This window comes from Serratia proteamaculans (assembly GCF_004684015.1).
Lineage (GTDB): Bacteria > Pseudomonadota > Gammaproteobacteria > Enterobacterales > Enterobacteriaceae > Serratia > Serratia proteamaculans_F.
The window spans coordinates 160,054-181,053 of the sequence record NZ_SRIA01000004.1 but is presented as its reverse complement, the minus strand read 5'-3'; the positions used below and the strand labels follow the sequence as shown (position 1 = coordinate 181,053).

The 21,000-nt window shown below is 58.3% G+C and carries 23 protein-coding genes; 18 read left to right on the top strand and 5 right to left on the bottom strand.

The features are described from left to right. Nucleotides 1–300 precede the first annotated feature (300 nt). On the top strand, nucleotides 301–1,248 hold the full coding sequence (gene treR, locus E5C26_RS02415) for a trehalose operon repressor TreR (RefSeq protein ID WP_135314899.1): 948 nt from the start codon (nucleotides 301–303) through the stop codon (nucleotides 1,246–1,248). A 31-nt stretch (nucleotides 1,249–1,279) separates the two neighbouring features. Here the strand turns inward: treR and E5C26_RS02410 are convergent, their stop codons facing one another. Continuing rightward, nucleotides 1,280–1,693, bottom strand: a complete 414-nt coding sequence (locus E5C26_RS02410) for an Exc2 family lipoprotein (protein WP_135314898.1) — start codon at nucleotides 1,691–1,693, stop codon at nucleotides 1,280–1,282. A 321-nt stretch (nucleotides 1,694–2,014) separates the two neighbouring features. Here E5C26_RS02410 and treB point away from each other — a divergent pair, with 321 nt between their 5' ends. Both treB and treC read left to right on the top strand, forming a co-directional pair. Further along, nucleotides 2,015–3,430: a PTS trehalose transporter subunit IIBC gene (gene treB, locus E5C26_RS02405; RefSeq protein ID WP_135314897.1), complete on the top strand. Its 1,416-nt coding sequence runs from the start codon at nucleotides 2,015–2,017 to the stop codon at nucleotides 3,428–3,430. Between the two features lie 45 nt (nucleotides 3,431–3,475). Further along, nucleotides 3,476–5,140, top strand: coding sequence for an alpha,alpha-phosphotrehalase (gene treC / locus E5C26_RS02400; RefSeq protein ID WP_135314896.1), 1,665 nt, complete (start codon nucleotides 3,476–3,478; stop codon nucleotides 5,138–5,140). A 30-nt stretch (nucleotides 5,141–5,170) separates the two neighbouring features. Here the strand turns inward: treC and E5C26_RS02395 are convergent, their stop codons facing one another. Further along, nucleotides 5,171–5,695, bottom strand: a complete 525-nt coding sequence (locus E5C26_RS02395) for an NAD(P)H-dependent oxidoreductase (RefSeq protein WP_135314895.1) — start codon at nucleotides 5,693–5,695, stop codon at nucleotides 5,171–5,173. 104 nt (nucleotides 5,696–5,799) lie between these two features. Here E5C26_RS02395 and E5C26_RS02390 point away from each other — a divergent pair, with 104 nt between their 5' ends. The 3 genes from E5C26_RS02390 (at nucleotide 5,800) to nrdG (ending at nucleotide 9,644) form a co-directional block, all read left to right on the top strand. Continuing rightward, complete coding sequence (locus E5C26_RS02390) at nucleotides 5,800–6,708, top strand: LysR family transcriptional regulator (RefSeq protein WP_135314894.1); 909 nt, start codon at nucleotides 5,800–5,802, stop codon at nucleotides 6,706–6,708. Between the two features lie 272 nt (nucleotides 6,709–6,980). Beyond that, nucleotides 6,981–9,119, top strand: coding sequence for an anaerobic ribonucleoside-triphosphate reductase (gene nrdD, locus E5C26_RS02385; RefSeq protein ID WP_135314893.1), 2,139 nt, complete (start codon nucleotides 6,981–6,983; stop codon nucleotides 9,117–9,119). A gap of 60 nt (nucleotides 9,120–9,179) precedes the next feature. Next, entirely contained in the window at nucleotides 9,180–9,644 is a 465-nt protein-coding gene (gene nrdG / locus E5C26_RS02380; RefSeq protein WP_135314892.1) for an anaerobic ribonucleoside-triphosphate reductase-activating protein, read from the top strand. Between the two features lie 59 nt (nucleotides 9,645–9,703). On the opposite strand, the gene E5C26_RS02375 is transcribed toward nrdG, so the two are convergent. Beyond that, a complete protein-coding gene (locus tag E5C26_RS02375; protein ID WP_135315133.1) occupies nucleotides 9,704–10,762 on the bottom strand; it encodes a permease in 1,059 nt (352 codons plus the stop codon). A 231-nt stretch (nucleotides 10,763–10,993) separates the two neighbouring features. On the opposite strand from E5C26_RS02375, the gene phnF reads away from it, so the two are divergent. From phnF to phnP, 11 genes are read left to right on the top strand one after another with little or no spacing between them, the layout of a single operon-like run. Then, a complete protein-coding gene (gene phnF, locus E5C26_RS02370) occupies nucleotides 10,994–11,719 on the top strand; it encodes a phosphonate metabolism transcriptional regulator PhnF (protein ID WP_206194233.1) in 726 nt (241 codons plus the stop codon). Further along, complete coding sequence (gene phnG, locus E5C26_RS02365) at nucleotides 11,720–12,163, top strand: phosphonate C-P lyase system protein PhnG (RefSeq protein WP_135314890.1); 444 nt, start codon at nucleotides 11,720–11,722, stop codon at nucleotides 12,161–12,163. Nucleotides 12,164–12,166: 3 nt separating this feature from the next. Then, nucleotides 12,167–12,748 (top strand): phosphonate C-P lyase system protein PhnH, encoded by a 582-nt coding sequence (gene phnH / locus E5C26_RS02360; RefSeq protein ID WP_135314889.1) that lies wholly within the window; start codon nucleotides 12,167–12,169, stop codon nucleotides 12,746–12,748. Continuing rightward, nucleotides 12,748–13,833 (top strand): carbon-phosphorus lyase complex subunit PhnI, encoded by a 1,086-nt coding sequence (locus E5C26_RS02355; RefSeq protein ID WP_135314888.1) that lies wholly within the window; start codon nucleotides 12,748–12,750, stop codon nucleotides 13,831–13,833. Before phnH ends, E5C26_RS02355 begins: the two co-directional genes overlap by 1 nt. Next, nucleotides 13,826–14,686 (top strand): alpha-D-ribose 1-methylphosphonate 5-phosphate C-P-lyase PhnJ, encoded by an 861-nt coding sequence (locus E5C26_RS02350; protein WP_135314887.1) that lies wholly within the window; start codon nucleotides 13,826–13,828, stop codon nucleotides 14,684–14,686. The genes E5C26_RS02355 and E5C26_RS02350 overlap by 8 nt, the downstream gene beginning before the upstream one ends. Further along, complete coding sequence (gene phnK / locus E5C26_RS02345; RefSeq protein WP_135314886.1) at nucleotides 14,686–15,474, top strand: phosphonate C-P lyase system protein PhnK; 789 nt, start codon at nucleotides 14,686–14,688, stop codon at nucleotides 15,472–15,474. Before E5C26_RS02350 ends, phnK begins: the two co-directional genes overlap by 1 nt. A 16-nt stretch (nucleotides 15,475–15,490) precedes the next feature. Continuing rightward, the gene (gene phnL / locus E5C26_RS02340) at nucleotides 15,491–16,195 is read left to right on the top strand and encodes a phosphonate C-P lyase system protein PhnL (RefSeq protein WP_012004974.1); all 705 of its coding nucleotides are present in this window, start codon (nucleotides 15,491–15,493) and stop codon (nucleotides 16,193–16,195) included. Then, nucleotides 16,195–17,331 (top strand): alpha-D-ribose 1-methylphosphonate 5-triphosphate diphosphatase, encoded by a 1,137-nt coding sequence (gene phnM / locus E5C26_RS02335; RefSeq protein WP_135314885.1) that lies wholly within the window; start codon nucleotides 16,195–16,197, stop codon nucleotides 17,329–17,331. The genes phnL and phnM overlap by 1 nt, the downstream gene beginning before the upstream one ends. Continuing rightward, nucleotides 17,331–17,900, top strand: a complete 570-nt coding sequence (gene phnN, locus E5C26_RS02330) for a ribose 1,5-bisphosphokinase (protein WP_135314884.1) — start codon at nucleotides 17,331–17,333, stop codon at nucleotides 17,898–17,900. The genes phnM and phnN overlap by 1 nt, the downstream gene beginning before the upstream one ends. Continuing rightward, on the top strand, nucleotides 17,897–18,499 hold the full coding sequence (locus E5C26_RS02325; RefSeq protein WP_135314883.1) for a DapH/DapD/GlmU-related protein: 603 nt from the start codon (nucleotides 17,897–17,899) through the stop codon (nucleotides 18,497–18,499). The genes phnN and E5C26_RS02325 overlap by 4 nt, the downstream gene beginning before the upstream one ends. 14 nt (nucleotides 18,500–18,513) lie before the next feature. Beyond that, entirely contained in the window at nucleotides 18,514–19,296 is a 783-nt protein-coding gene (gene phnP / locus E5C26_RS02320) for a phosphonate metabolism protein PhnP (RefSeq protein ID WP_135314882.1), read from the top strand. Here the strand turns inward: phnP and E5C26_RS02315 are convergent. Both E5C26_RS02315 and E5C26_RS02310 read right to left on the bottom strand, forming a co-directional pair. After that, nucleotides 19,247–19,885, bottom strand: coding sequence for an NAD(P)H-binding protein (locus E5C26_RS02315; protein WP_135314881.1), 639 nt, complete (start codon nucleotides 19,883–19,885; stop codon nucleotides 19,247–19,249). The genes phnP and E5C26_RS02315 overlap by 50 nt on opposite strands. 46 nt (nucleotides 19,886–19,931) lie before the next feature. Next, nucleotides 19,932–20,366, bottom strand: a complete 435-nt coding sequence (locus E5C26_RS02310; protein ID WP_135314880.1) for a YhbP family protein — start codon at nucleotides 20,364–20,366, stop codon at nucleotides 19,932–19,934. A gap of 430 nt (nucleotides 20,367–20,796) precedes the next feature. Here E5C26_RS02310 and speFL point away from each other — a divergent pair, with 430 nt between their 5' ends. After that, nucleotides 20,797–20,901 carry a leader peptide SpeFL gene (gene speFL, locus E5C26_RS02305; protein ID WP_135314879.1) on the top strand — a complete coding sequence of 35 codons (105 nt, stop codon included), beginning with the start codon at nucleotides 20,797–20,799 and terminating at the stop codon, nucleotides 20,899–20,901. Nucleotides 20,902–21,000: the final 99 nt, after the last annotated feature.

Sequence of the window (21,000 nt, the reverse complement as noted above, 5' to 3'; positions counted from 1 at the left end):
GCAGGAGCGAACGACGGGCGCGCGCTACCGGTTACCGTTTATTACTTCACCGGTAAAACAGCAGCGCAAAGCGGGCAGGTTTTACCGGGTCACCGAGTGGGTGTCTAACGGGGTCGGATCGGGATCCATATAGGTGATAACCTCCGGTAAATGAAAAGAACAAACGACAAGAGCGGCCGTTCAGCGCGGTACGTAAATCCCTGCACAGCGCCAAGATCCGTTGCGGAAAATAGGCTATGCTGACGGGCATTCAGCGTAGGCCGTCAGTTTACGCCTTTTAACCTCAATGAAAATTAAACCATGCAAAACCGGCTGACCATCAAGGACATCGCACGCCTGAGCGGCGTAGGTAAATCCACCGTATCACGCGTGCTGAACAACGAAGGCAGCGTGAGCCCGCAGACCCGCGAACGGGTGGAAGCGGTGATCCGTCAGCAGGGGTTCACCCCGTCCAAATCGGCACGTGCCATGCGCGGCCAGAGCGACAAAGTGGTCGGCATTATCGTTTCCCGTCTCGACTCTCCGTCTGAAAACCAGGCGGTACGCACCATGTTGCCGCTGCTGTATCAGCACGGCTTCGATCCTATCGTAATGGAAAGCCAGTTCGAGACCCGGCTGGTGGAAGAGCATTTGCACGTTCTGCAGCAGCGTAACGTCGACGGAGTGATCCTGTTCGGTTTCACCGATCTTACGGCAGCGATGCTCAGCCCGTGGCAGGATAAAATGGTGGTGCTGGCGCGCGAATACGAGGGGTTTTCTTCGGTTTGCTACGACGACGACGGTGCCGTGCGGCTGCTGATGGAACGCCTGCAGCAACAAGGCCACCGGCATATCGGCTACCTGGGGGTGCAACTGTCGGATGCCACCACCGGTATGCGCCGCCACCAGGCCTATCTCGACGCCTGTCGGCAACAGCAGATTACCCCGAGCGTGGCGCTGGGCGAACTGAGCTATCAGAGCGGTTTCCAACTGGCCGCCTCGGTCATCGATGCCCAGACCACCGCGCTGGTGTGCGCCTCCGACACCATCGCACTGGGTGCGATCAAATACCTGCAACAGCAGCATATTGCCCCGCTGCAGGTGTGCGGGATCGGTAATACCCCGCTGCTAAACTTCCTGTTCCCCGAAACCTTTTCGGTTGATCTGGGCTACGGCACGGCCGGGCTGCAGGCCGCCCAACAGCTGCTGGGCCAGCTTAGCGGCGAACAGGGCATCCGCCAGATCATCGTGCCAAGCCAACTCGCCTGAAGGCGGGTTTAGATAGTGTGGTAACCGCCCCTCAAGGCCGGCCGTCATAGCCATCCCAGTAGGTCGCCACGGCGGAATCCAGCAGGATCTGCCGTTGTTTTTGCGGGTTATCCACTGAATATTCCTGATTGATAAATGTCCCTTTCTTCCCCACGTCGCTGAGGAATTCAGGGCTGCGGAAATAGGCTTCCCGCTGCTCTGCCTGCTGACGCGTCAATCCCTTGGCCCGATCGGCCTTCCCCATTTGATAGAACTGGTCAAAGAACGGAATAGAGGCTTTTATCGAGTCCGGAATTTGGGTTCGTATTTCGGGGGAGAAATCCTCTCGCGCCATTTGATAAATCGCATGCTTGGCGTGGCGTTCCGGGCTGCTTTTTTGGCTGGTACAGGCGCTCAGGAACAGCGCGGTGAAGACAATAAGGAGCCGGGGCAATGTCAGAATCATGATTCTTCCTTGAAAAAAGTGCGTGGTAGCGACGATCACATAACGTATTGGACTAACGAGTCGCGCTAATTTCAATCAACTTATTGATTGTTAAGGGTGACAGTATAGCCGTCAATGTCCTTGTTCAAGATAATATTTCCGGATGTTTCGGCCGGCTCGCAAAATTCCCTGTTGGATAAATGGTCATTTTTTTATCGTTTTGTGATCCTCGCCCCAAACCGGGAACGTTCCCATTCCATAAAAAAAGCGGAGTGACTAAGCTTTGATCATTACTCCAACAACACCTCTGCGGCAGTCCCATACCAAGAAAGGTATCTAATAATGAGCAAAGTAAAACAGCAGGATATCGATCGCCTGATTGTGTTGGTGGGCGGGCGCGAGAATATCGCTACCGTCAGCCACTGCATTACCAGGCTGCGTTTTGTTCTCAATGACCCAGCCCTGGCCAAACCGAAAGAAATCGAAGAGCTGCCAATGGTCAAAGGCTGCTTTACCAACGCCGGGCAGTTCCAGGTGGTGATCGGCCCCGAGGTCGGGGATTACTACCAGGCCCTGATCGCCACCACCGGCGTCAATGAAGCTGACAAAGAGCAGGCCAAGGTCGCAGCACGCCAGAACATGACCTGGAGCGAACGCGCCATCTCGCACTTCGCCGAAATCTTCTTCCCGCTGCTGCCTGCTTTAATCAGCGGCGGTTTGATCCTCGGTTTCCGCAACGTGATCGGCGACATCCCGATGTCCGGCGGCCAAACGCTGGCGCAGATGCATCCGGCGTGGAAAACCATTTACGACTTCCTGTGGCTGCTCGGTGAAGCCATCTTCATGTTCCTGCCTGTCGCCATTTGCTGGTCAACGGTGAAAAAAATGGGCGGTACGCCAGTGCTGGGTATCGTGCTGGGCGTCACGCTGGTGTCCCCGCAACTGATGAACTCCTATCAGCTCGGGCAGCAGATCCCGGAAGTGTGGAACTTCGGCTGGTTCACCATTCAGAAAGTCGGCTATCAGGCGCAGGTGATCCCTTCCATGCTGGCCGGTATGGCGTTGGGCTGGATTGAGACCCGCCTGAAAAAGATCGTGCCGGATTACCTGTATCTGGTGGTGGTGCCGGTAGTTTCCCTGTTGCTGGCGGTGTTCCTGGCGCATGCGTTTATCGGGCCGTTCGGCCGCATGATTGGCGATGGCGTAGCCTGGGCGGTGAAAGCCGTGATGACCGGTAGCTTTGCCCCTATTGGCGCCGCGCTGTTTGGCTTCCTGTATGCGCCACTGGTGATTACCGGCGTACACCAAACCACGCTGGCCATCGATATGCAGATGATCCAGAGCATGGGCGGCACCCCGGTCTGGCCACTGATTGCGCTGTCCAACATTGCGCAGGCCTCGGCGGTGCTGGGCATTATCATTGTCAGCCGCAAGGCCAACGAGCGTGAAATCTCGGTGCCGGCGGCCATCTCCGCCTACCTCGGCGTGACCGAACCGGCGATGTACGGGATCAACCTGAAGTACCGTTTCCCTATGCTGTGCGCGATGATCGGCTCCGCCTTCGCCGGGCTGATCTGCGGCCTGGACGGTGTGATGGCCAACGGTATCGGCGTCGGTGGTTTGCCGGGCATTCTGTCGATCAAACCGCAGTTCTGGATGATTTATACGGTGGCGATCCTGGTGGCGGTGGTGATCCCGCTGGTACTGACCATCATGGTTTACAAACGCAAGGCCAGCCGCGGTGAGCTGCCGGTCTGATTGAAATGTAGGGGCCCGGTACACCGGGCCTGTTAAGGTATTTATATGAGTAATCCAATCCCCTGGTGGCAGAACGGCGTCATCTATCAAATCTATCCGAAGAGTTTTCAGGACAGCACCGGTAACGGCTACGGCGATCTGGCCGGTGTGACGCAGCGGCTGGACTATCTGCAGGAACTGGGCATCGACGCCATCTGGCTGACGCCGGTGTATGTCTCACCGCAGGTGGACAACGGGTATGACGTGGCAGACTACTGCGCCATCGACCCCGCCTACGGCACCATGGAGGATTTCGACCGCCTGATTGCCGCCGCCCACCAGCGCAGCATCCGCATCGTGATGGATATGGTGTTCAACCACACTTCGACCGAACACCCCTGGTTCAAAGCCTCGCAGGATCCTGACAGCCCGTACCGCCAGTTTTATGTCTGGCGCGACGGCGAAGGCGATGCCCTGCCGAACAACTGGCGCTCCAAGTTTGGCGGCAACGCCTGGCAATGGCACGCCGACAGCGGCCAGTATTATCTGCACCTGTTCGCCACCGAGCAGGCGGATCTCAACTGGGAGCACCCACCGGTACGCGAAGAGTTGAAGAAGGTTTGTCAGTTCTGGGCCGACAAAGGCGTCGACGGTCTGCGCCTCGACGTGATCAATCTGGTCTCCAAGCAGCAGGATTTCCCGTCCGATAATCAGGGTGACGGCCGCCGTTTCTACACCGATGGCCCACGCATTCATGAATTTTTGCAGGAAATGAGCCGCGACGTGTTCCAGCCGCGTGGCCTGATGACCGTCGGTGAAATGTCCTCCACCACCCTGGAACATTGCCGGCAGTACGCGGCGCAAAGCGGCGAAGAGCTGTCGATGACCTTCAACTTCCACCACCTGAAGGTGGACTATGCCGGCGGCGAGAAATGGACGCTGGCGGCGCCGGATTACGTCGAACTCAAACAGATTTTCAGCCACTGGCAGCAAGGCATGCACAATCAGGCGTGGAACGCGCTGTTTTGGTGTAATCACGATCAGCCGCGCATCGTTTCACGCTTCGGTGATGAAGCTGAACTGCGGGTGCCGGCCGCCAAGATGCTGGCAATGGTGCTGCATGGCATGCAGGGCACGCCTTATATCTATCAGGGCGAAGAGATCGGCATGACCAACCCGGGCTTTAACGCCATAGAGCAGTATCGTGATGTGGAAAGTCTGAACATGTACACCGAACTCAGCGCACAGGGGAAAAGTGACGCCGAACTGCTGGCTATTCTGGCCAGTAAATCGCGCGATAACGGCCGCACGCCAATGCAATGGAGTAGCGCGCCGAACGCCGGTTTCACCCAGGGCACGCCGTGGATCGGCTGTGCGGAAAACTACCCGCAGATCAACGCCGAAGCGGCGCTGGCCGATCTGGACTCGGTGTTTTACGCCTATCGCCAGTTAATCACCCTGCGCAAACAGTATCCGCTGCTGACTCACGGTGACTACCGTGATCTGGCCCCTGCTCACCCGGCGCTGTGGTGCTACCAACGTAGCTGGAACGGCCAACGCCTGCTGGTGGTGGCCAACCTCAGCCGCGAACCGCTTGCCTGGCAGGCCGAAGGCGTGGAGCCGTCTGATTTATGGCGTCCGTTGATGAGCAACTACACCGACGCCCCTGCCCAGCCGCAGGCCACTACCCTGCGACCGTTCGAAGCGGTGTGGTGGTTGCTGGAAGACTGATGCTGTCGGGGCGTGGCCTGTTGCCGCGCCCTACAGTTTTTTCAACAGTGCCACCACGCCGGCAGCCTCTTGCGCCAGACGCTCCTCACTAATATCAAACACCCCCTGAACCAGATGCGGCGGCAGGTAATCCATGCCGGTCAGGTTGGCCATCGCATGGAACGGACGCAGCAAATCTGCCACCGGATAGCGGTTATAACCTTCTGGCGTATAAGCCTGTTGATTACCGCCGGTAGTGACCACCAGTTGCAGCGGTTTACCCTGCAGTTGAGTGCCTTCGCTGCCGTAGGCGAAACCGTGGGTTAATACCGCGTCCTGCCATTCACTGAGGATCGCCGGGGAGCTGTACCAGTAGAATGGGAACAGCATCACCACCGCATCATGACCCTGCAGCAACTCCTGCTCGCGCGCCACGTCGATTTGATAGTCCGGGTAGACACGCATCAGTTCATGAACAGTCACGTTCGGCAAAGGACGCAGCGCGTCGATCAAGGTTTTGTTAATCCGTGATTCATCGGGAAAACGGTGAGCGGTTAACACTAAAATGCGCGACATAAGAGATCCTTGATTAAAATTTGATATCGCATTTTTCCATTTCTTGCGCGCCGGGTGTAGGCTGTTAGTTGTCACTTTAATTTCAACTGAAAGTATCAACCACTATGTCGCTGCCCTTTGATGTCCACCGTCTGCTGCCGGCATTCCTGGCTGCCGCCCAGGCACAGAACTTTTCCGCTGCCGCACGCCAGCTGGGCGTCACGCCGGCGGCTATCAGCAAGAATATCCGCGTGCTGGAAGAAAAACTGGCGCTGCGGCTGTTCCAGCGTAACACCCACAACGTGGTGCTGACCGATGAGGGCAAGGCGCTGTTGCAGCAGGTAGCACCGTTGTGGCAGGCACTGTCCGCCACACTGGAAACTGCCGGCAGCGCACAGCAAACCCCTTCCGGCACGGTGCGCGTCAGCATGATCCCCGGTTTTGGCCGGCAGATACTGATGCCGTTGATCCCGCAGTTCCTTGAGCGCTACCCGCAGATCGATCTCGATCTTTCGCTGGATGCACGGGTGGTCAATCTGGTGGGCGAAGGTTTTGATGTGGGGATCGGCAGCCGGGTCGATCCCGACAGCCGGTTGGTGGCGCGATCCTTGTACCCGATGCAGATGGTGCTGGCGGCCTCGCCCGGCTATCTAACGCTGCACGGCATGCCGCAGGATCCGCAAGATCTGTTGCAGCACAACTGCCTGTTGCACCGCAACCCGGCCACCGGTCGCAGCGTAAAATGGCCGTTGCAACAACACGGCGAAGCCAAAACGCTGGAGCTGCAGGGCCGCCTGGTGGCCAGTCGCCCGGAAATGCTGCTGGACGCGGCGCTGGCCGGGCTGGGCATCGTCTGCCTGGCGCGCTGGTATGCGGAGCATCATTTTGCACAAGGCACCCTGCAGCCTGTGCTGGCGGATTGCTGGCCGCGGCCGACCCCACTCTGGCTGTACTATGCCTCCGCCGACCTGCCGCCACGGGTGCGCGTCTGGGTTGAGTTCCTGCTCGAGCATTTTCGTCACCGCCCGGCCTGAGTTTTCAGGCCAAAAATTCCTGTCTGTACAGCTAACGCCCGCTCTTTCCATTTCCTTGTTCTACGTCAAAAGAATCTCGCCAATATCTATATATAGTGCGTTAAGAAACACCAGCACCTATATGTAGTAGTTATCCACAAAATCATCCACACGTCGCCTCAGCCCTTGTGCGCTGCGGCATTGCCCTGTGGATAAGCCGAAATCATACCGATACCCAACGGCTTTTAGCCTGCCGGGCATCTGCGCTCCCTCGGGGAACAAGGAGTAACAACGTGAAACCAGTAGTGATTAAACGGGACGGTTGTCAGGTACCTTTTGACGAGGCACGTATTGGGCAAGCTATCGAGCGCGCCGCGCTGGCCGTCGGTATTGTCAATGCCGACTACTGCGCTACCGTCGCCCGCGTAGTCGCTCAACGGATGTCACAGCAGCAGCGCGTTGATATCCATGAAATTCAGCAGGCGGTAGAAAATCAGTTGATGGCCGGTGAATACAAGCAGCTGGCCCGTGCCTATATTGAATATCGTCACGATCGCGACGTAGCGCGTGAACTGCGCGGTCGGCTGAACCAGGAGATCCGCGGCCTGGTGGAGCAAAGCAACATGGCGCTGCTGAACGAAAATGCCAACAAGGACAGCAAAGTGATCCCCACCCAGCGCGATCTGCTGGCCGGGATCGTCGCCAAGCACTATGCCAAGCAACACATCCTGCCGCGTGACGTGGTGCTGGCCCACGAGCGCGGCGAGATCCACTACCACGATCTGGATTACTCGCCCTTCTTCCCGATGTTCAACTGCATGTTGATCGACCTGAAAGGCATGCTGACCAACGGCTTCAAGATGGGCAACGCCGAGATCGAACCCCCGAAGTCGATCTCTACCGCCACTGCGGTCACCGCCCAGATCATCGCGCAGGTTGCCAGCCATATTTATGGCGGCACCACCATTAACCGCATCGACGAGATCCTGGCCCCGTTCGTCAGCGAAAGCTTCAACAAACATCGGCAGGTCGCCGAACAGTGGCAGATCCCGGACGCGCAAGGCTACGCCATGGCACGCACCGAGAAAGAGTGTTACGACGCCTTCCAGTCGCTGGAATATGAAGTCAACACCCTGCACACCGCCAACGGTCAGACGCCGTTCGTGACCTTCGGTTTTGGCCTGGGCACCTGCTGGGAATCACGGATGATCCAGCGTTCAATCCTGCAAAATCGCATCGCCGGGCTGGGCAAGAACCGCAAGACGGCGGTATTCCCCAAACTGGTGTTCGCCATCCGCGACGGCCTTAATCACCAGTACGGCGATCCGAACTACGACATCAAGCAGCTGGCACTGGAGTGCGCCAGCAAGCGCATGTACCCGGACATCCTCAATTACGATCAGGTGGTGAAAGTCACCGGCTCGTTCAAAACCCCGATGGGCTGCCGCAGCTTCCTCGGTACCTATGAAGAAGATGGCGAACTGGTGCACGACGGCCGCAACAATATCGGCGTGATCAGCCTGAACCTGCCGCGCATTGCGCTGGAAGCGGTCGGGGATGAAAGCCGCTTCTGGCAGTTGCTGGATCAACGTTTACTGTTGGCGAAAAAGGCGCTGATGACGCGCATCGCCCGACTGGAAGGCATCAAGGCCAGGGTCGCGCCAATCCTGTATATGGAAGGCGCCTGCGGTGTACGCCTGAAGGCGGACGACAATATCGCCGACATTTTCAAGAATGGCCGGGCGTCGATCTCACTGGGCTATATCGGCCTGCATGAAACCATTAACGCGCTGTTCGGTGACCAACGGCACGTCTACGACGACGAAGCGCTGCGCGCCAAGGCGGTTGCCATTGTTGCCCGCCTGCGGGCCGCCACCGACAGTTGGAAAGAAGAAACCGGTTATGGCTTCAGCCTGTACAGCACGCCGAGCGAGAACCTGTGCGACCGCTTCTGCCGGTTGGATACCGCCGATTTCGGCGTGGTGCCGGGCGTCACCGACAAAGGCTATTACACCAACAGCTTCCACCTCGACGTGGAGAAAAAGGTCAATCCTTACGACAAGCTGGATTTTGAAGCGCCTTACCCCCCATTGGCCAACGGCGGTTTCATCTGTTACGGCGAATACCCGAACCTGCAGCACAACCTGAAAGCGCTGGAAGACGTGTGGGATTACAGCTACAGCCGCGTACCTTATTACGGCACCAATACGCCAATTGATGAGTGTTACGAGTGCGGCTTTACCGGCGAGTTTGCCTGTACCAGCAAGGGCTTTACCTGCCCGAAATGCGGCAATCACGAACCGTCCAAGGTCTCCGTCACCCGTCGGGTGTGTGGTTACCTCGGCAGCCCGGATGCCAGGCCGTTCAACGCCGGCAAGCAGGAAGAAGTGAAACGCCGGGTAAAACACCTGGGGAATGGCCAGATCGGCTAACGCCGGGCCGCTATGCATCAGGGCTCAGCATGCTGAGCCCCTACCATCAGAAAGCGAAATATGAATTACCACCAGTATTACCCCCTCGACGTGGTCAACGGCCCCGGCACCCGCTGCACGCTGTTTGTTGCCGGTTGCGTACACCAGTGCCCCGGTTGCTACAACAAAAGCACCTGGCGGCTTAACTCCGGCCAGCCTTTTACCCAGGCGATGGAAGACCGGTTGATTGCCGATCTGAACGACACACGTATTCCGCGTCAGGGCCTGTCGCTGTCCGGTGGCGATCCGCTGCATCCGGCCAATATCCCGGCGGTGCTGCAATTGGTGAAAAGAGTGCATGCCGAGTGCCGCGGCAAGGATATCTGGCTGTGGACCGGTTACCGGCTGGCGGAGCTGGATGAACAGCAAATGCAGGTAGTGGATCGGATTAACGTGCTGATTGACGGCAAGTTTGTGCAGGATTTAAAAGACCCGGCGCTGATCTGGCGCGGCAGCGCCAATCAGGTGGTGCATAAGCTGCGTTGATCATCCCCTCACCCCGGCCCTCTCCCTCAGGAGAGGGAGGAGGGAAATGCCACGTCCACCTACACCAGCCCCATTCCCACCACACCTGTGACGATCCCGCACAACGCCACCAGCGCGGCGGTCAGGCACAGGGCCTTGGCGGAAAAGGCTTTGTTCAGCATCAGCAGTGAAGGCAGGCTGACCGCAGGCAGGGTCATCAACAACGCCAATGCCGGGCCGGTGCCCATCCCTGCCAGCATCATGGTCTGCACAATCGGGATTTCCGCTGCCGTGGGGATAACGAACAGGCAACCGGCGATCGCCAGTCCAATAATCCACAGCAGGCTGTTGTCTATCGCGCCGTCAGCATGCGGGAACAGCCAGACCCGCGCCGCCCCCAGTGCCAGTACCGCCAGAATATAGATCGGAATGGTCGACCAAAACAGCGACCACAGCGCCTTTAGCCAGCGGCCAAAGAAGGGCTGCGCCTCGGTTTTCTCCAGCGGTATCACCGGCATTTGCAGTGCGGCGGGTTGCGGGTCGTTGGCAGTCGCGCGCTGCACCAACCAGGCAATGCCCAACACCATAATCACCCCGGCCACCAGCCGAATAGCGGCAAACTGCCAGCCAAGCACGAAGCCCATAAAAATCAGCGTCGCCGGATTCAGCACCGGGTTACTCAACCAGAACGCCATCGCCGCGCCGCTGGACACCGACTGACGGCGCAGCCCGGCGGCGACCGGTGCCGCACAGCAGGTACACATCATGCCCGGCAGTGCGATCGCTGCGCCGAGCAAGGTGCCGGAAAAGCGCGGATGACCCAAGGTACGCATCAACCAATCTCGCGGGATTAACACCTGCACCAGCGAGCCCAACACCACACCGAGCACCGCCGCCTTCCACACCGCGGTGAAATAAACCAGCGCATAGTGCCAGGCCGCCAGCCACGGGCTGCTATCGCCATTAGCCAGTATCGATTTGCCGATCGAGTGGGTATCCGCCGCCAGAAAAGCCTTGCCGTAATAGGGTTGCCATTTGACGTAGTAGAGGCCGACGGCCACCACCAGCAGAAACAGGATCGGTTTCCACAGTGGCCAGGGGCGGCTGTGGTGTTCGGTTGCAGTCAGGGGCTGTGGCATGGGGTTGGCTCGGTTCGGTTCGGTGAACAATGACGTCAGCTTAGCGCGCCGCAGCCCCGAGTGCATCATCAGCCTGTCCCAAATAGTTCATCTGTTCGCCACTGACGCGTAACCAGATTGTCATTTAACCCCGGCAGAATAACGCCAACTTCACCAAAGGGTACACATCATGCAACGCCAACCATCAGCATCCTGCAAATGGGTATTCGGCACGCCGAGGTTTTTATTATGATGGACTTATCTAGACATCCGACCAGTTACCCCACACGCTACCAACAAATCGCCGCGCAGCTTGAGCAAGAGCTGCGTACCCAATACCGCTGCGGTGACTATCTGCCTTCCGAACAACAGCTGGCAGAGCGTTATCAGGTTAATCGCCATACCCTGCGCCGCGCGGTCGACCAATTGGTGGATCGCGGCTGGCTGCAACGTCGACACGGCATCGGCATTCTGGTGCTGATGCGCCCCTATGACTATCCGCTGCATGCCAATACCCGCTTTAGCCAGAACCTGTTCGAGCAGGGAAGTCACCCCACCAGTGAGCGCTTACTCGCAGTATTACGCCCGTGTAATGGGCATGTAGCCAGCGCATTGTCGCGTGAAGAAGGCGAAACGGTGATCCACCTGCGTACCCTGCGCCGGGTCAACGGCGTGCCGATGAGCCTGATCGACCATTATCTGCCCGATCTGGACTGGTGGCCGGCGCTGCAGCAGTTCCACAGTGGCTCATTGCATGAATTTATCGAACTCAATATCCACCAGCCGCTGACCCGCAAGCAGACGCGCATCAGCGCACGCCGCGCGCAGGCCAAAGAGAGCCAGTTGCTGGAAATAGCCACCCACGCACCGCTGCTGTGCGTGCGCACCCTCAACGTCTGCAGCGGCAGTGACAGCGTGGCGGAATACTCCGTCAGCCTGGCGCGCGCCGACATGATTGAACTGACCATGGAGCACTGAATGCAAGCCTTACAGCCGAGACAACGCTGGATGTCGGTACTGGCGCACAGCCAGCCGGACCAGTTGCGCAGCCACTGGCAGGCGCTGAACCTCAGCCCGCGCTACCAAACCATTCGCGCGCCGGAGATTGGCCTGGCGCAGTTACAGGGCCGCATGGGGGCCACCGGTCGCCGCTTTGTGATGGGTGACATGACCGTCACCCGTGCGGTAGTACAACTGGAAAACGGCGGTTACGGCTACAGCTATATCGCCGGACGTGACAAGGCACATGCCGAACTCTGCGCGCTGGCGGATGCCCTGCTGCAACTGCCGGAGCAGGCCGAATTGCTGCAACAGCAGCTGATTGAGCCTCTGGCCGCCTTGCAGCATGAGCAACGCCAGCTGCGCGCCCGGGCGGTGGCTTCCAGCCGAGTGGACTTCTTTACGCTGGTGCGGGGGGATTAACCAATGAGCCTACTGACAGGTTTTGCACAACCGATCGAACAATCGCAACAGGCTTTCCGCCTGATCCTTAAGGCATTAAGTGAACCAGGCTATGTCGTCACGCTGCCGGCAAGCGCGGCCTGGGGGGCACTGAACGCCGCCAGCACCGCCGCACTGTTGACCCTGGCAGACCAGGAAACGCCGATCCAACTGTCTCTGGCGTTAGAAAGTGAGCAAGTGCTAACAAACATTCGCTTCCACAGCGGTGCGCCACGGGCCAATAGCAGCGAAGAAGTGTGCTTTGCCCTGTTCGACGCACAACTGCAGGCCGCTGATTTGCAGGCATTGCCGCACGGCAGCGAGATTTCCCCCGAGTTCAGCGCCACGGTAGTGGTACAGCTCGACAGTCTGGAACTGGGTACCCCGCTGCGCCTGACCGGCCCCGGCATTGAACATCAACGGGTTATCTCACCGTCGTTGCCGCAGGCCGTGCTCGATTACCTGATTAGCCGCCCGCAGTGTTTCCCGCTGGGGCTGGATTTCCTGCTGACCTGTGGTGAGCGCCTGCTGGCGCTGCCACGGACCACCCATGTGGAGGTGTGCTGATGTACGTTGCCGTTAAAGGGGGCGAAAAAGCCATTGAGGCCGCCCATCAGTTACAGGAACAACTGCGGCGCGGCGACGAAAGCGTGCCGGCGCTCGCCCCCCAGCAGATTGAACAACAATTGGGGTTGGCGGTAGATCGGGTGATGACCGAAGGCGGTATCTACGATCCTCAGTTGGCGGCGCTGGCCATCAAACAGGCAAGCGGCGATCTGGTTGAAGCCATTTTCCTGCTGCGCGCCTACCGCACCACGCTGCCAAGGCTGGCAGTCAGCGAGCCATTGGCGACCGAAAACATGCGGCTTGAGCGCCGTATCTCCGCGATTTACAAGGACTTGCCCGGTGGGCAGGTGCTGGGGCCAACCTACGATTACACCCACCGGCTGCTGGATTTTGCCCTGTTGGCGGAAGGCGAAGCGCCACGCGCGCCACAGGCCGACGAACCGCTACCGGAAAACTGCGCCCATGTGTTCGACTTGCTCAGTCAGCAGCAACTGGCGCTGGCGGAGCAGGATGACGGCACAGTGCCGGATGATATCACCCGCAATCCACCGGTTTATCCTTGTTCACGTTCGGCGCGCCTGCAACAGCTGGTACGCGGTGACGAAGGTTTCCTGCTGGCGTTGAGCTATTCCACCCAACGCGGTTATGGCCGCAACCATCCGTTCGCCGGGGAGATCCGTACCGGTTATGTTTCGGCACAGATAGTGCCTGAAGAGCTGGGTTTCGCGATAGATATCGGCGAGATCCTGCTAACCGAGTGTGAAATGGTTAACGGCTTTGTCGACCCGACCGACCAACCGCCGCATTTCACCCGCGGCTATGGCCTGGTGTTTGGCCGTGCCGAACGCAAAGCGATGTCCATGGCGCTGGTGGACCGCGCCCTGCAAAGCCCAGAGTACGACGAAGGCATCGCCAGCCCGGCACAGGACGAAGAATTCGTGCTGGCCCATGCCGATAACGTCGAAGCCGCCGGCTTTGTTTCCCACCTCAAATTGCCACACTACGTCGATTTCCAGGCCGAGCTGGAATTGCTCAAGCGCCTGCGGCAGGAGTTCAGCGAGCGTCAGGAGGCCCGCGATGAGTGAAGTATTAACCGGTTATAACCTGGGTTATCTGGACGAACAGACCAAACGCATGATCCGCCGGGCCATTTTGAAAGCGGTAGCGATCCCCGGTTATCAGGTGCCGTTCGGCGGCCGCGAGATGCCAATGCCTTATGGTTGGGGCACCGGCGGTATTCAGTTGACCGCCAGCGTGATTGGCCGTGCCGACGTGCTGAAGGTGATCGACCAGGGTGCCGACGACACCACCAATGCGGTTTCCATCCGCCGCTTCTTCCAGCGCGTTGCCGGCGTCGCCACCACCGAGCGCACCCCGGAAGCCACGCTGATCCAGACCCGGCACCGCATCCCGGAAACTGCGCTGCGCGAAGACCAAATCCTGATTTATCAGGTGCCGATCCCGGAGCCGCTGCGCTTTATCGAACCGCGCGAAACCGAGACCCGCAAAATGCACGCGCTGGAAGAGTACGGCGTAATGCAGGTGAAACTGTATGAGGACATCGCACGCTACGGCCATATCGCCACTACCTACGCCTACCCGGTGAAGGTTAACGACCGCTACGTGATGGATCCGTCACCAATCCCGAAATTCGATAACCCGAAAATGCACATGATGCCGGCGCTGCAGCTGTTTGGTGCCGGGCGCGAGAAGCGTATTTACGCCCTGCCGCCGTTCACCAAGGTGGAGAGCCTGGACTTTGACGATCACCCGTTCAGCGTACAGCAGTGGGACGAGCCCTGCGCCCTGTGTGGCTCACGCCACAGCTATCTCGATGAAGTGGTGCTCGACGATCAGGGCAACCGCATGTTCGTTTGTTCCGACACCGATTACTGCCAGCAGCAACTGGCGCAACCTTCGCAAGAGGCGCAGCACTGATGACTTCCACCCCTCTGAGCACCACGCCATTGCTGTCGGTGACTAACCTCACCCATCTGTATGCGCCGGGCAAAGGCTTTAACGACGTGTCTTTCGATATCTACCCCGGCGAAGTATTGGGTATCGTCGGCGAGTCCGGCTCCGGCAAAACCACCCTGCTAAAATCCATCTCGGCACGGCTGGCGCCGCAACAAGGGCAGATCCTTTATCGTCCACAGGCCGGGCAACAGCATGACCTGTACGCGATGGCGGAAAGCGATCGCCGTCGCTTGCTGCGTACCGACTGGGGTGTGGTGCATCAGCATCCGCTCGATGGGTTACGGCCCAATGTTTCCGCCGGCGGCAACATCGGCGAGCGTCTGATGGCTATCGGCCAGCGCCATTATGGCGACATCCGCCGTCAGGCCAGCCAGTGGCTGGAAGACGTCGAAATCCCGGTATCCCGCCTGGACGACCTGCCGACCACCTTCTCCGGTGGCATGCAGCAGCGGTTGCAGATCGCCCGCAATCTGGTCACCCACCCGAAGCTGGTGTTTATGGACGAGCCCACCGGCGGGCTGGACGTTTCGGTACAGGCGCGGTTGCTCGATCTGCTACGCACCCTGGTGGTGGAAATGCAGTTGGCGGCGGTGATCGTCACCCACGACCTGGGTGTGGCGCGTTTGCTGGCGCATCGGCTGCTGGTGATGAAACAGGGCGAGGTGGTGGAAAGTGGCCTGACCGACCGGGTGCTGGACGATCCGCACCATCCTTATACCCAACTGCTGGTTTCTTCGGTGCTGTCGTAACGCAAGGTAATGATAAATGACTATTCAAATCCGGGTTGAACACCTCAGCAAAACCTTTGTGCTCCACCAGCAACACGGCACGCAACTGCCGGTACTGCACGATGCCAATATGACGGTCAGTAGCGGCGAATGTGTGGTGTTGCATGGCCATTCCGGCAGCGGTAAATCCACACTGCTACGCTCACTGTACGCCAACTATTTGCCTGACAGCGGCCATATCTGGGTCAATCATCAGGGTGAATGGCTGGATATGGTGCAGGCCGAAGCGCGTCAGATCCTGGCGGTGCGCCGCCATACCCTCGGCTGGGTCAGCCAGTTTCTGCGGGTGATCCCGCGTATCAGCGCGCTGGACGTAGTGATGCAGCCGCTGCTGGAACAGGGCGTCAACCGCGCCGAATGCCGCGAACGTGCCGAGACGCTGCTCAACCAGCTCAACGTACCGCAACGCCTGTGGCAACTGGCCCCTTCCACCTTCTCCGGTGGTGAACAACAGCGGGTGAACATCGCGCGCGGCTTTATCGTCGATTACCCGATCCTGTTGCTGGACGAACCCACCGCCTCCCTCGACAGCCGTAACAGTGCGGCCGTGGTCGCGCTGATCGAACAGGCCAAACAACGTGGCGCGGCGATCGTCGGCATTTTCCATGATGAAGGCGTCCGTCAGCAGGTCGCCGACCGGTTATATGACATGCAGGCGCCACAGGCGCTGGAGATCCTCTGATGATCATCAACAACGTGAAATTGGTGCTGGAAGATCAAACGGTCGAAGGATCGCTGGAGGTCAGCGACGGTATGATCCGCAGCTTTGCCGATACGCCCAGCCAGTTGCCGCAGGCAGTGAACGGTGAAGGCGGCTGGCTGCTGCCGGGCTTGATTGAACTGCATACCGACAATCTGGACAAGTTTTTCACCCCGCGCCCGAACGTCGACTGGCCGGCGCATTCGGCCATGAGCAGCCATGATGCGCTGATGGTGGCCAACGGCATCACCACCGTGCTGGACGCGGTGGCGATTGGTGACGTTCGCGACGGCGGCCATCGGCTGGAAAACCTGCAAAAAATGATCGACGCGGTGATCCACAGCCAGCGCGCCGGGGTCAACCGCGCCGAACACCGACTGCACCTGCGCTGCGAGCTGCCCAACGAGAGCACCCTGTCGCTGTTCGAACAGTTGATGGACAAGCCAGGGGTGTCTTTGGTGTCGCTGATGGACCATTCGCCGGGCCAGCGCCAGTTCGCCTCGCGCGAGAAATACCGCGAGTATTATCAGGGCAAATATCACCTCAATGATCAGCAGATGAGCGAGTATGAAGAGCATCAGGTCGAGCTTTCTGCCCGCTGGGCCACGCCGAACCGCGAAGCTATCGCTGCCCATTGCCGGGCGCGTAACATTTCGCTCGCCAGCCACGACGATGCCACCGCCGCCCATGTCAGCGAGTCCTGCGCGCTGGGCAGCGTGATTGCCGAGTTCCCTACCACCGAAGATGCCGCCCTGGCTTCGCACCAACAAGGATTGCAGGTGCTGATGGGCGCGCCGAACATCGTGCGTGGCGGCTCGCATTCCGGCAACGTGGCAGCACACCACCTGGCAGCACTGGGCGTGCTGGATATCCTGTCCTCCGACTATTACCCGGCCAGCCTGTTGGATGCGGCGTTTCGTATCGCTGCCGATGAACGCAACGATTACAACTTGCCGCAGGCAGTGCAGATGATCACCCGCAACCCGGCCAGGGCGCTGAATTTGCAGGATCGCGGTACCATCGCCGAAGGCTTGCGCGCAGATCTGGTGCTGGCTCGGCCGCACGGCGAACACATCTACGTGCAGAACGTGTGGCGTCAGGGTAAGCAGGTGTTCTGATGGCACAGCTTATCTATCTGATGGGGCCATCCGGCTCAGGCAAAGACAGTCTGTTGGCCGCACTGCGCGCCGACGTCGACAGCGCCCCGCTGGTGGCGCACCGCTATATCACCCGGCCGGCGGACGCCGGCTGCGAAAACCATATTGCGCTCAGCGAATCGGAGTTCCTGCGCCGCCGCGCCAAAGGGTTATTTGCCCTCGATTGGCAGGCGCATCAGCACCATTACGCCTTTGGCATCGAGGTCGATCTTTGGCTGCTGCAGGGGATCGATGTCGTGGTCAACGGATCGCGTGCCCATCTGGCACAGGCACAACAACGCTACGGCGCGCAACTGCTGCCGGTGTGCCTGCAGGTCAGCAACGATATTCTGCGCCAGCGTTTGCAAAGTCGCGGGCGTGAGAACGCCGATCAGATAGAACAACGGCTGGCGCGCGCGGCTGAATATCAGCAAAAGCTGCCCACCGGTTGTCGCCGGTTGGATAACGACGGCAACCTTGATGACACTTTGGCGGCGCTGCTGGCGCTGCTGCCCACTTCCACTCAATTTCCCCAGGATGTTATGCCATGAGCGACTCTGCACAGCCGAAAATCGGCGACAACGTGACCCTTAACCGCAGCCGCCTTGGCCAGTATGTCCATCTGGCCGACGATGCCATCCTCGAAGAAGTCGAAATGGGCGACTATTCCTACACCGCCGGACATAACCAGATTTTTTACGCCACCATCGGCAAATTCGTGTCTATCGCCTCTTACGCACGCATCAATCCCGGCAACCACCCCACCTACCAACGCATCGCCCAGCACCATTTCACCTATCGCGCTTCAGAGTACGACCTGGGGGAAGATGATGAGGCCTTCTTCGACTGGCGGCGCGAACACCACGTGACCATCGGCCACGACGTGTGGATCGGCCATAACGCCATCGTGATGCCCGGCGTCAGCATCGGCAACGGCGCGGTGATCGGCAGCGCGGCAGTGGTCACCAAAGATGTAGCCCCTTATGAGATTGTCGCCGGCGTGGCGGCCAAAAAGATCGGCATGCGTTTTGACGACGCACTGATAGAACGTATTGAACGCAGCCAGTGGTGGCACTGGGATCATCAGACGTTGCAACAACGGCTGGCGGATTTCCGTGATATCCATGCCTTTGCGGAGAAGTATTTATAATCGGGAGTGACCAGATGCAACTGACGTTTCTCGGTACCGGCGGTGCCCAGCAGACTCCGGTGTTCGGCTGTGATTGTCTGGTCTGTCAGCGGGCGCGGCGCGAGCCGGCATTTCGGCGCAGAGCTTGCAGCGCAATGCTTAAATATCAGGGGGAAACGACCTTGCTGGATGCGGGATTACCGTCGTTGGAACGGCGCTTTTCGGCGGGGGAAATTCAACGTTTTTTACTGACACATTACCACATGGATCACGTCCAGGGGTTATTTCCTTTGCGCTGGGGCTGCGGAAATTTTATTCCGGTGTATGGTCCGGCCGATGAACAGGGCTGCGACGACTTGTTCAAACACCCGGGTATTCTGGCGTTTCAGCCGCCGTTCAAACCCTTCGAAACGGTTGAACTGGGCGGGCTGCACATCACCCCGTTGCCGCTGCAACATTCGAAACTCACTCTGGGTTACCTGATCCAGGCCGCAGGCAAATCGCTGGCCTATCTGACCGATACCGTCGGTTTACCAGCGGAAACAGAGGCTTTTCTGCGTGCAGTAACATTGGATTTAATGGTGCTTGACTGCAGCCTGCCGCCCCAGCCGCAGGCACCGCGTAATCACAACGATCTGACCCGCGCACAGGAAACCCAACAACGCTTGCAACCCGGCCGCACCTTGCTGACGCACATCAGCCATCATCTCGATCTGTGGCTGATGGACAACGAACTGCCAGCGGGTCTGGAGCTGGCGTTCGATAATCTCAGTGTGCACTGTGGAAACAATGCAGCCGATCAGATTCCAGCACCTTAACGCCGTTTCCGGGACTGAACGCCTGCTCCAGCAGGGTCTGCGCCACATCTTTGGCGGCGACACCCCGCCATTTTCCGGGCAGCATCTTGAACAAGGGGGCGCTCAGGCGCTCCAGCAAACGTGGTGAAGCGCGTTCGCCCAGCAGCATCGATGGCCGTACCAGCGTCAGGCGCGGCCAGTTCTGCTCACGCAGCGCCTGTTCCATTTCACCCTTGGTCCGGTTGTAAAGGAAGGTCGAGCGCGTGCTGGCCCCCAGCGCACTGACCACCAGACAGTGCTGCGCCCCCAGGCGCCGACCGGTCAACGCACTTTCCACTACCAGGGTGTAATCGACGTAGTGAAAATTGGCGTCGCTGCCCGCCTCACGTCGCGTGGTCCCCAGACAACAGAACAGGATATCGACCGGCTGCTCCTGCTTTGTCAGCAGTGCGAACAGGTCATCACCCACCGGGTTATCCAGTTTTTCATGCGCCGGCAGCGGCTTACGCGTTGGCGCTACGATCGCCGTGACCTGCGGATCGGCTTGCAACAGGCGCAACAGCTCGCGCCCCACCAACCCGGTAGCCCCTACAATGAATACCCGTGCCATATACCCTCCCGCCGATTGATCTCTCTGAAAAGTATAGTTTATTGCGTCAGGTCCGCGTCCAATGCAGTTTCTTGCCGAAACCGAGGGTGTTGTCGGTCATCTTCACTTCCTGCAAACTCAGTTGCCAAACCGGGGCCTTCATCATTTTGGCAATCGGGAAACGCTTGCAGTAACGCGCCCGCGCCAGCCGCTCTTCATCGCCGCTTAGCATCACCGCTTCGGCGCGATACTGCACGCCGCGGATCAACGCGATGGTCTTCGGCTTTGGCGCTATGGTGCCGACCACACGGCTATTTTGCAGCATCAACTCGCCGTGGCGAGTATGGGTTTCGGTCATTAGCCACAGCGCCATCTGCCCGGCATCAAAGACGTAAAAACAGTTGGCGCACCATATGTCCATGCCGTTGCCGGCGCACAGTGTCAGCACATGTTGTTTGCTGAGGAAATGCGCGATTTGTTGCTGCTGTTCAGTCGTGTTCAACGTCGATTCTCCTTCCCTTTGCTCGCGTCATCTTACCTGCGTTGTTGAAGGCGGTCACAAATAACGATAATTCCATCACCTCAGCAATATGATTAATAAATCAAATAGATTGAATTTATATTCAACCAATGAATAAATGATCTTATAACATATAAAAAACAAATAATCTTTATCTGGGCATTATACGGACAGTTTAAGTGCTTTTTTTGTTGTCATCCCAACACAGAAAAAATTCAGCGTTAAATTCGAGGTTTTTTTATCAAAGCATTTACATATCGAAAAAGCACCATTATTCATTTTTATGCACACCGCTGCATAACAAGTGAATAATTATTTATCAATAACCCATATTACGTGACTGACATCACATATTTAACGTTGAAGCACGTTAAAATAACGCCATCTTTTCACTCCATAAGGTGGATTAGAAATGGAAAACAACAATCGAAAAATGGCGCATATAAGACGCACAACCCATATTATGATGATGTCTCATCGTAGCTGCTTTAGCTTTGCCTTCTTTAACTGCAGATAACCCTCACCTCTCTCGTTGTTACTCAAAACAGCCTGTCACTATTACGTCTGATCTATTTCCCTGATATATCAGGACGGATTCCTATTTTATTATTCCGTG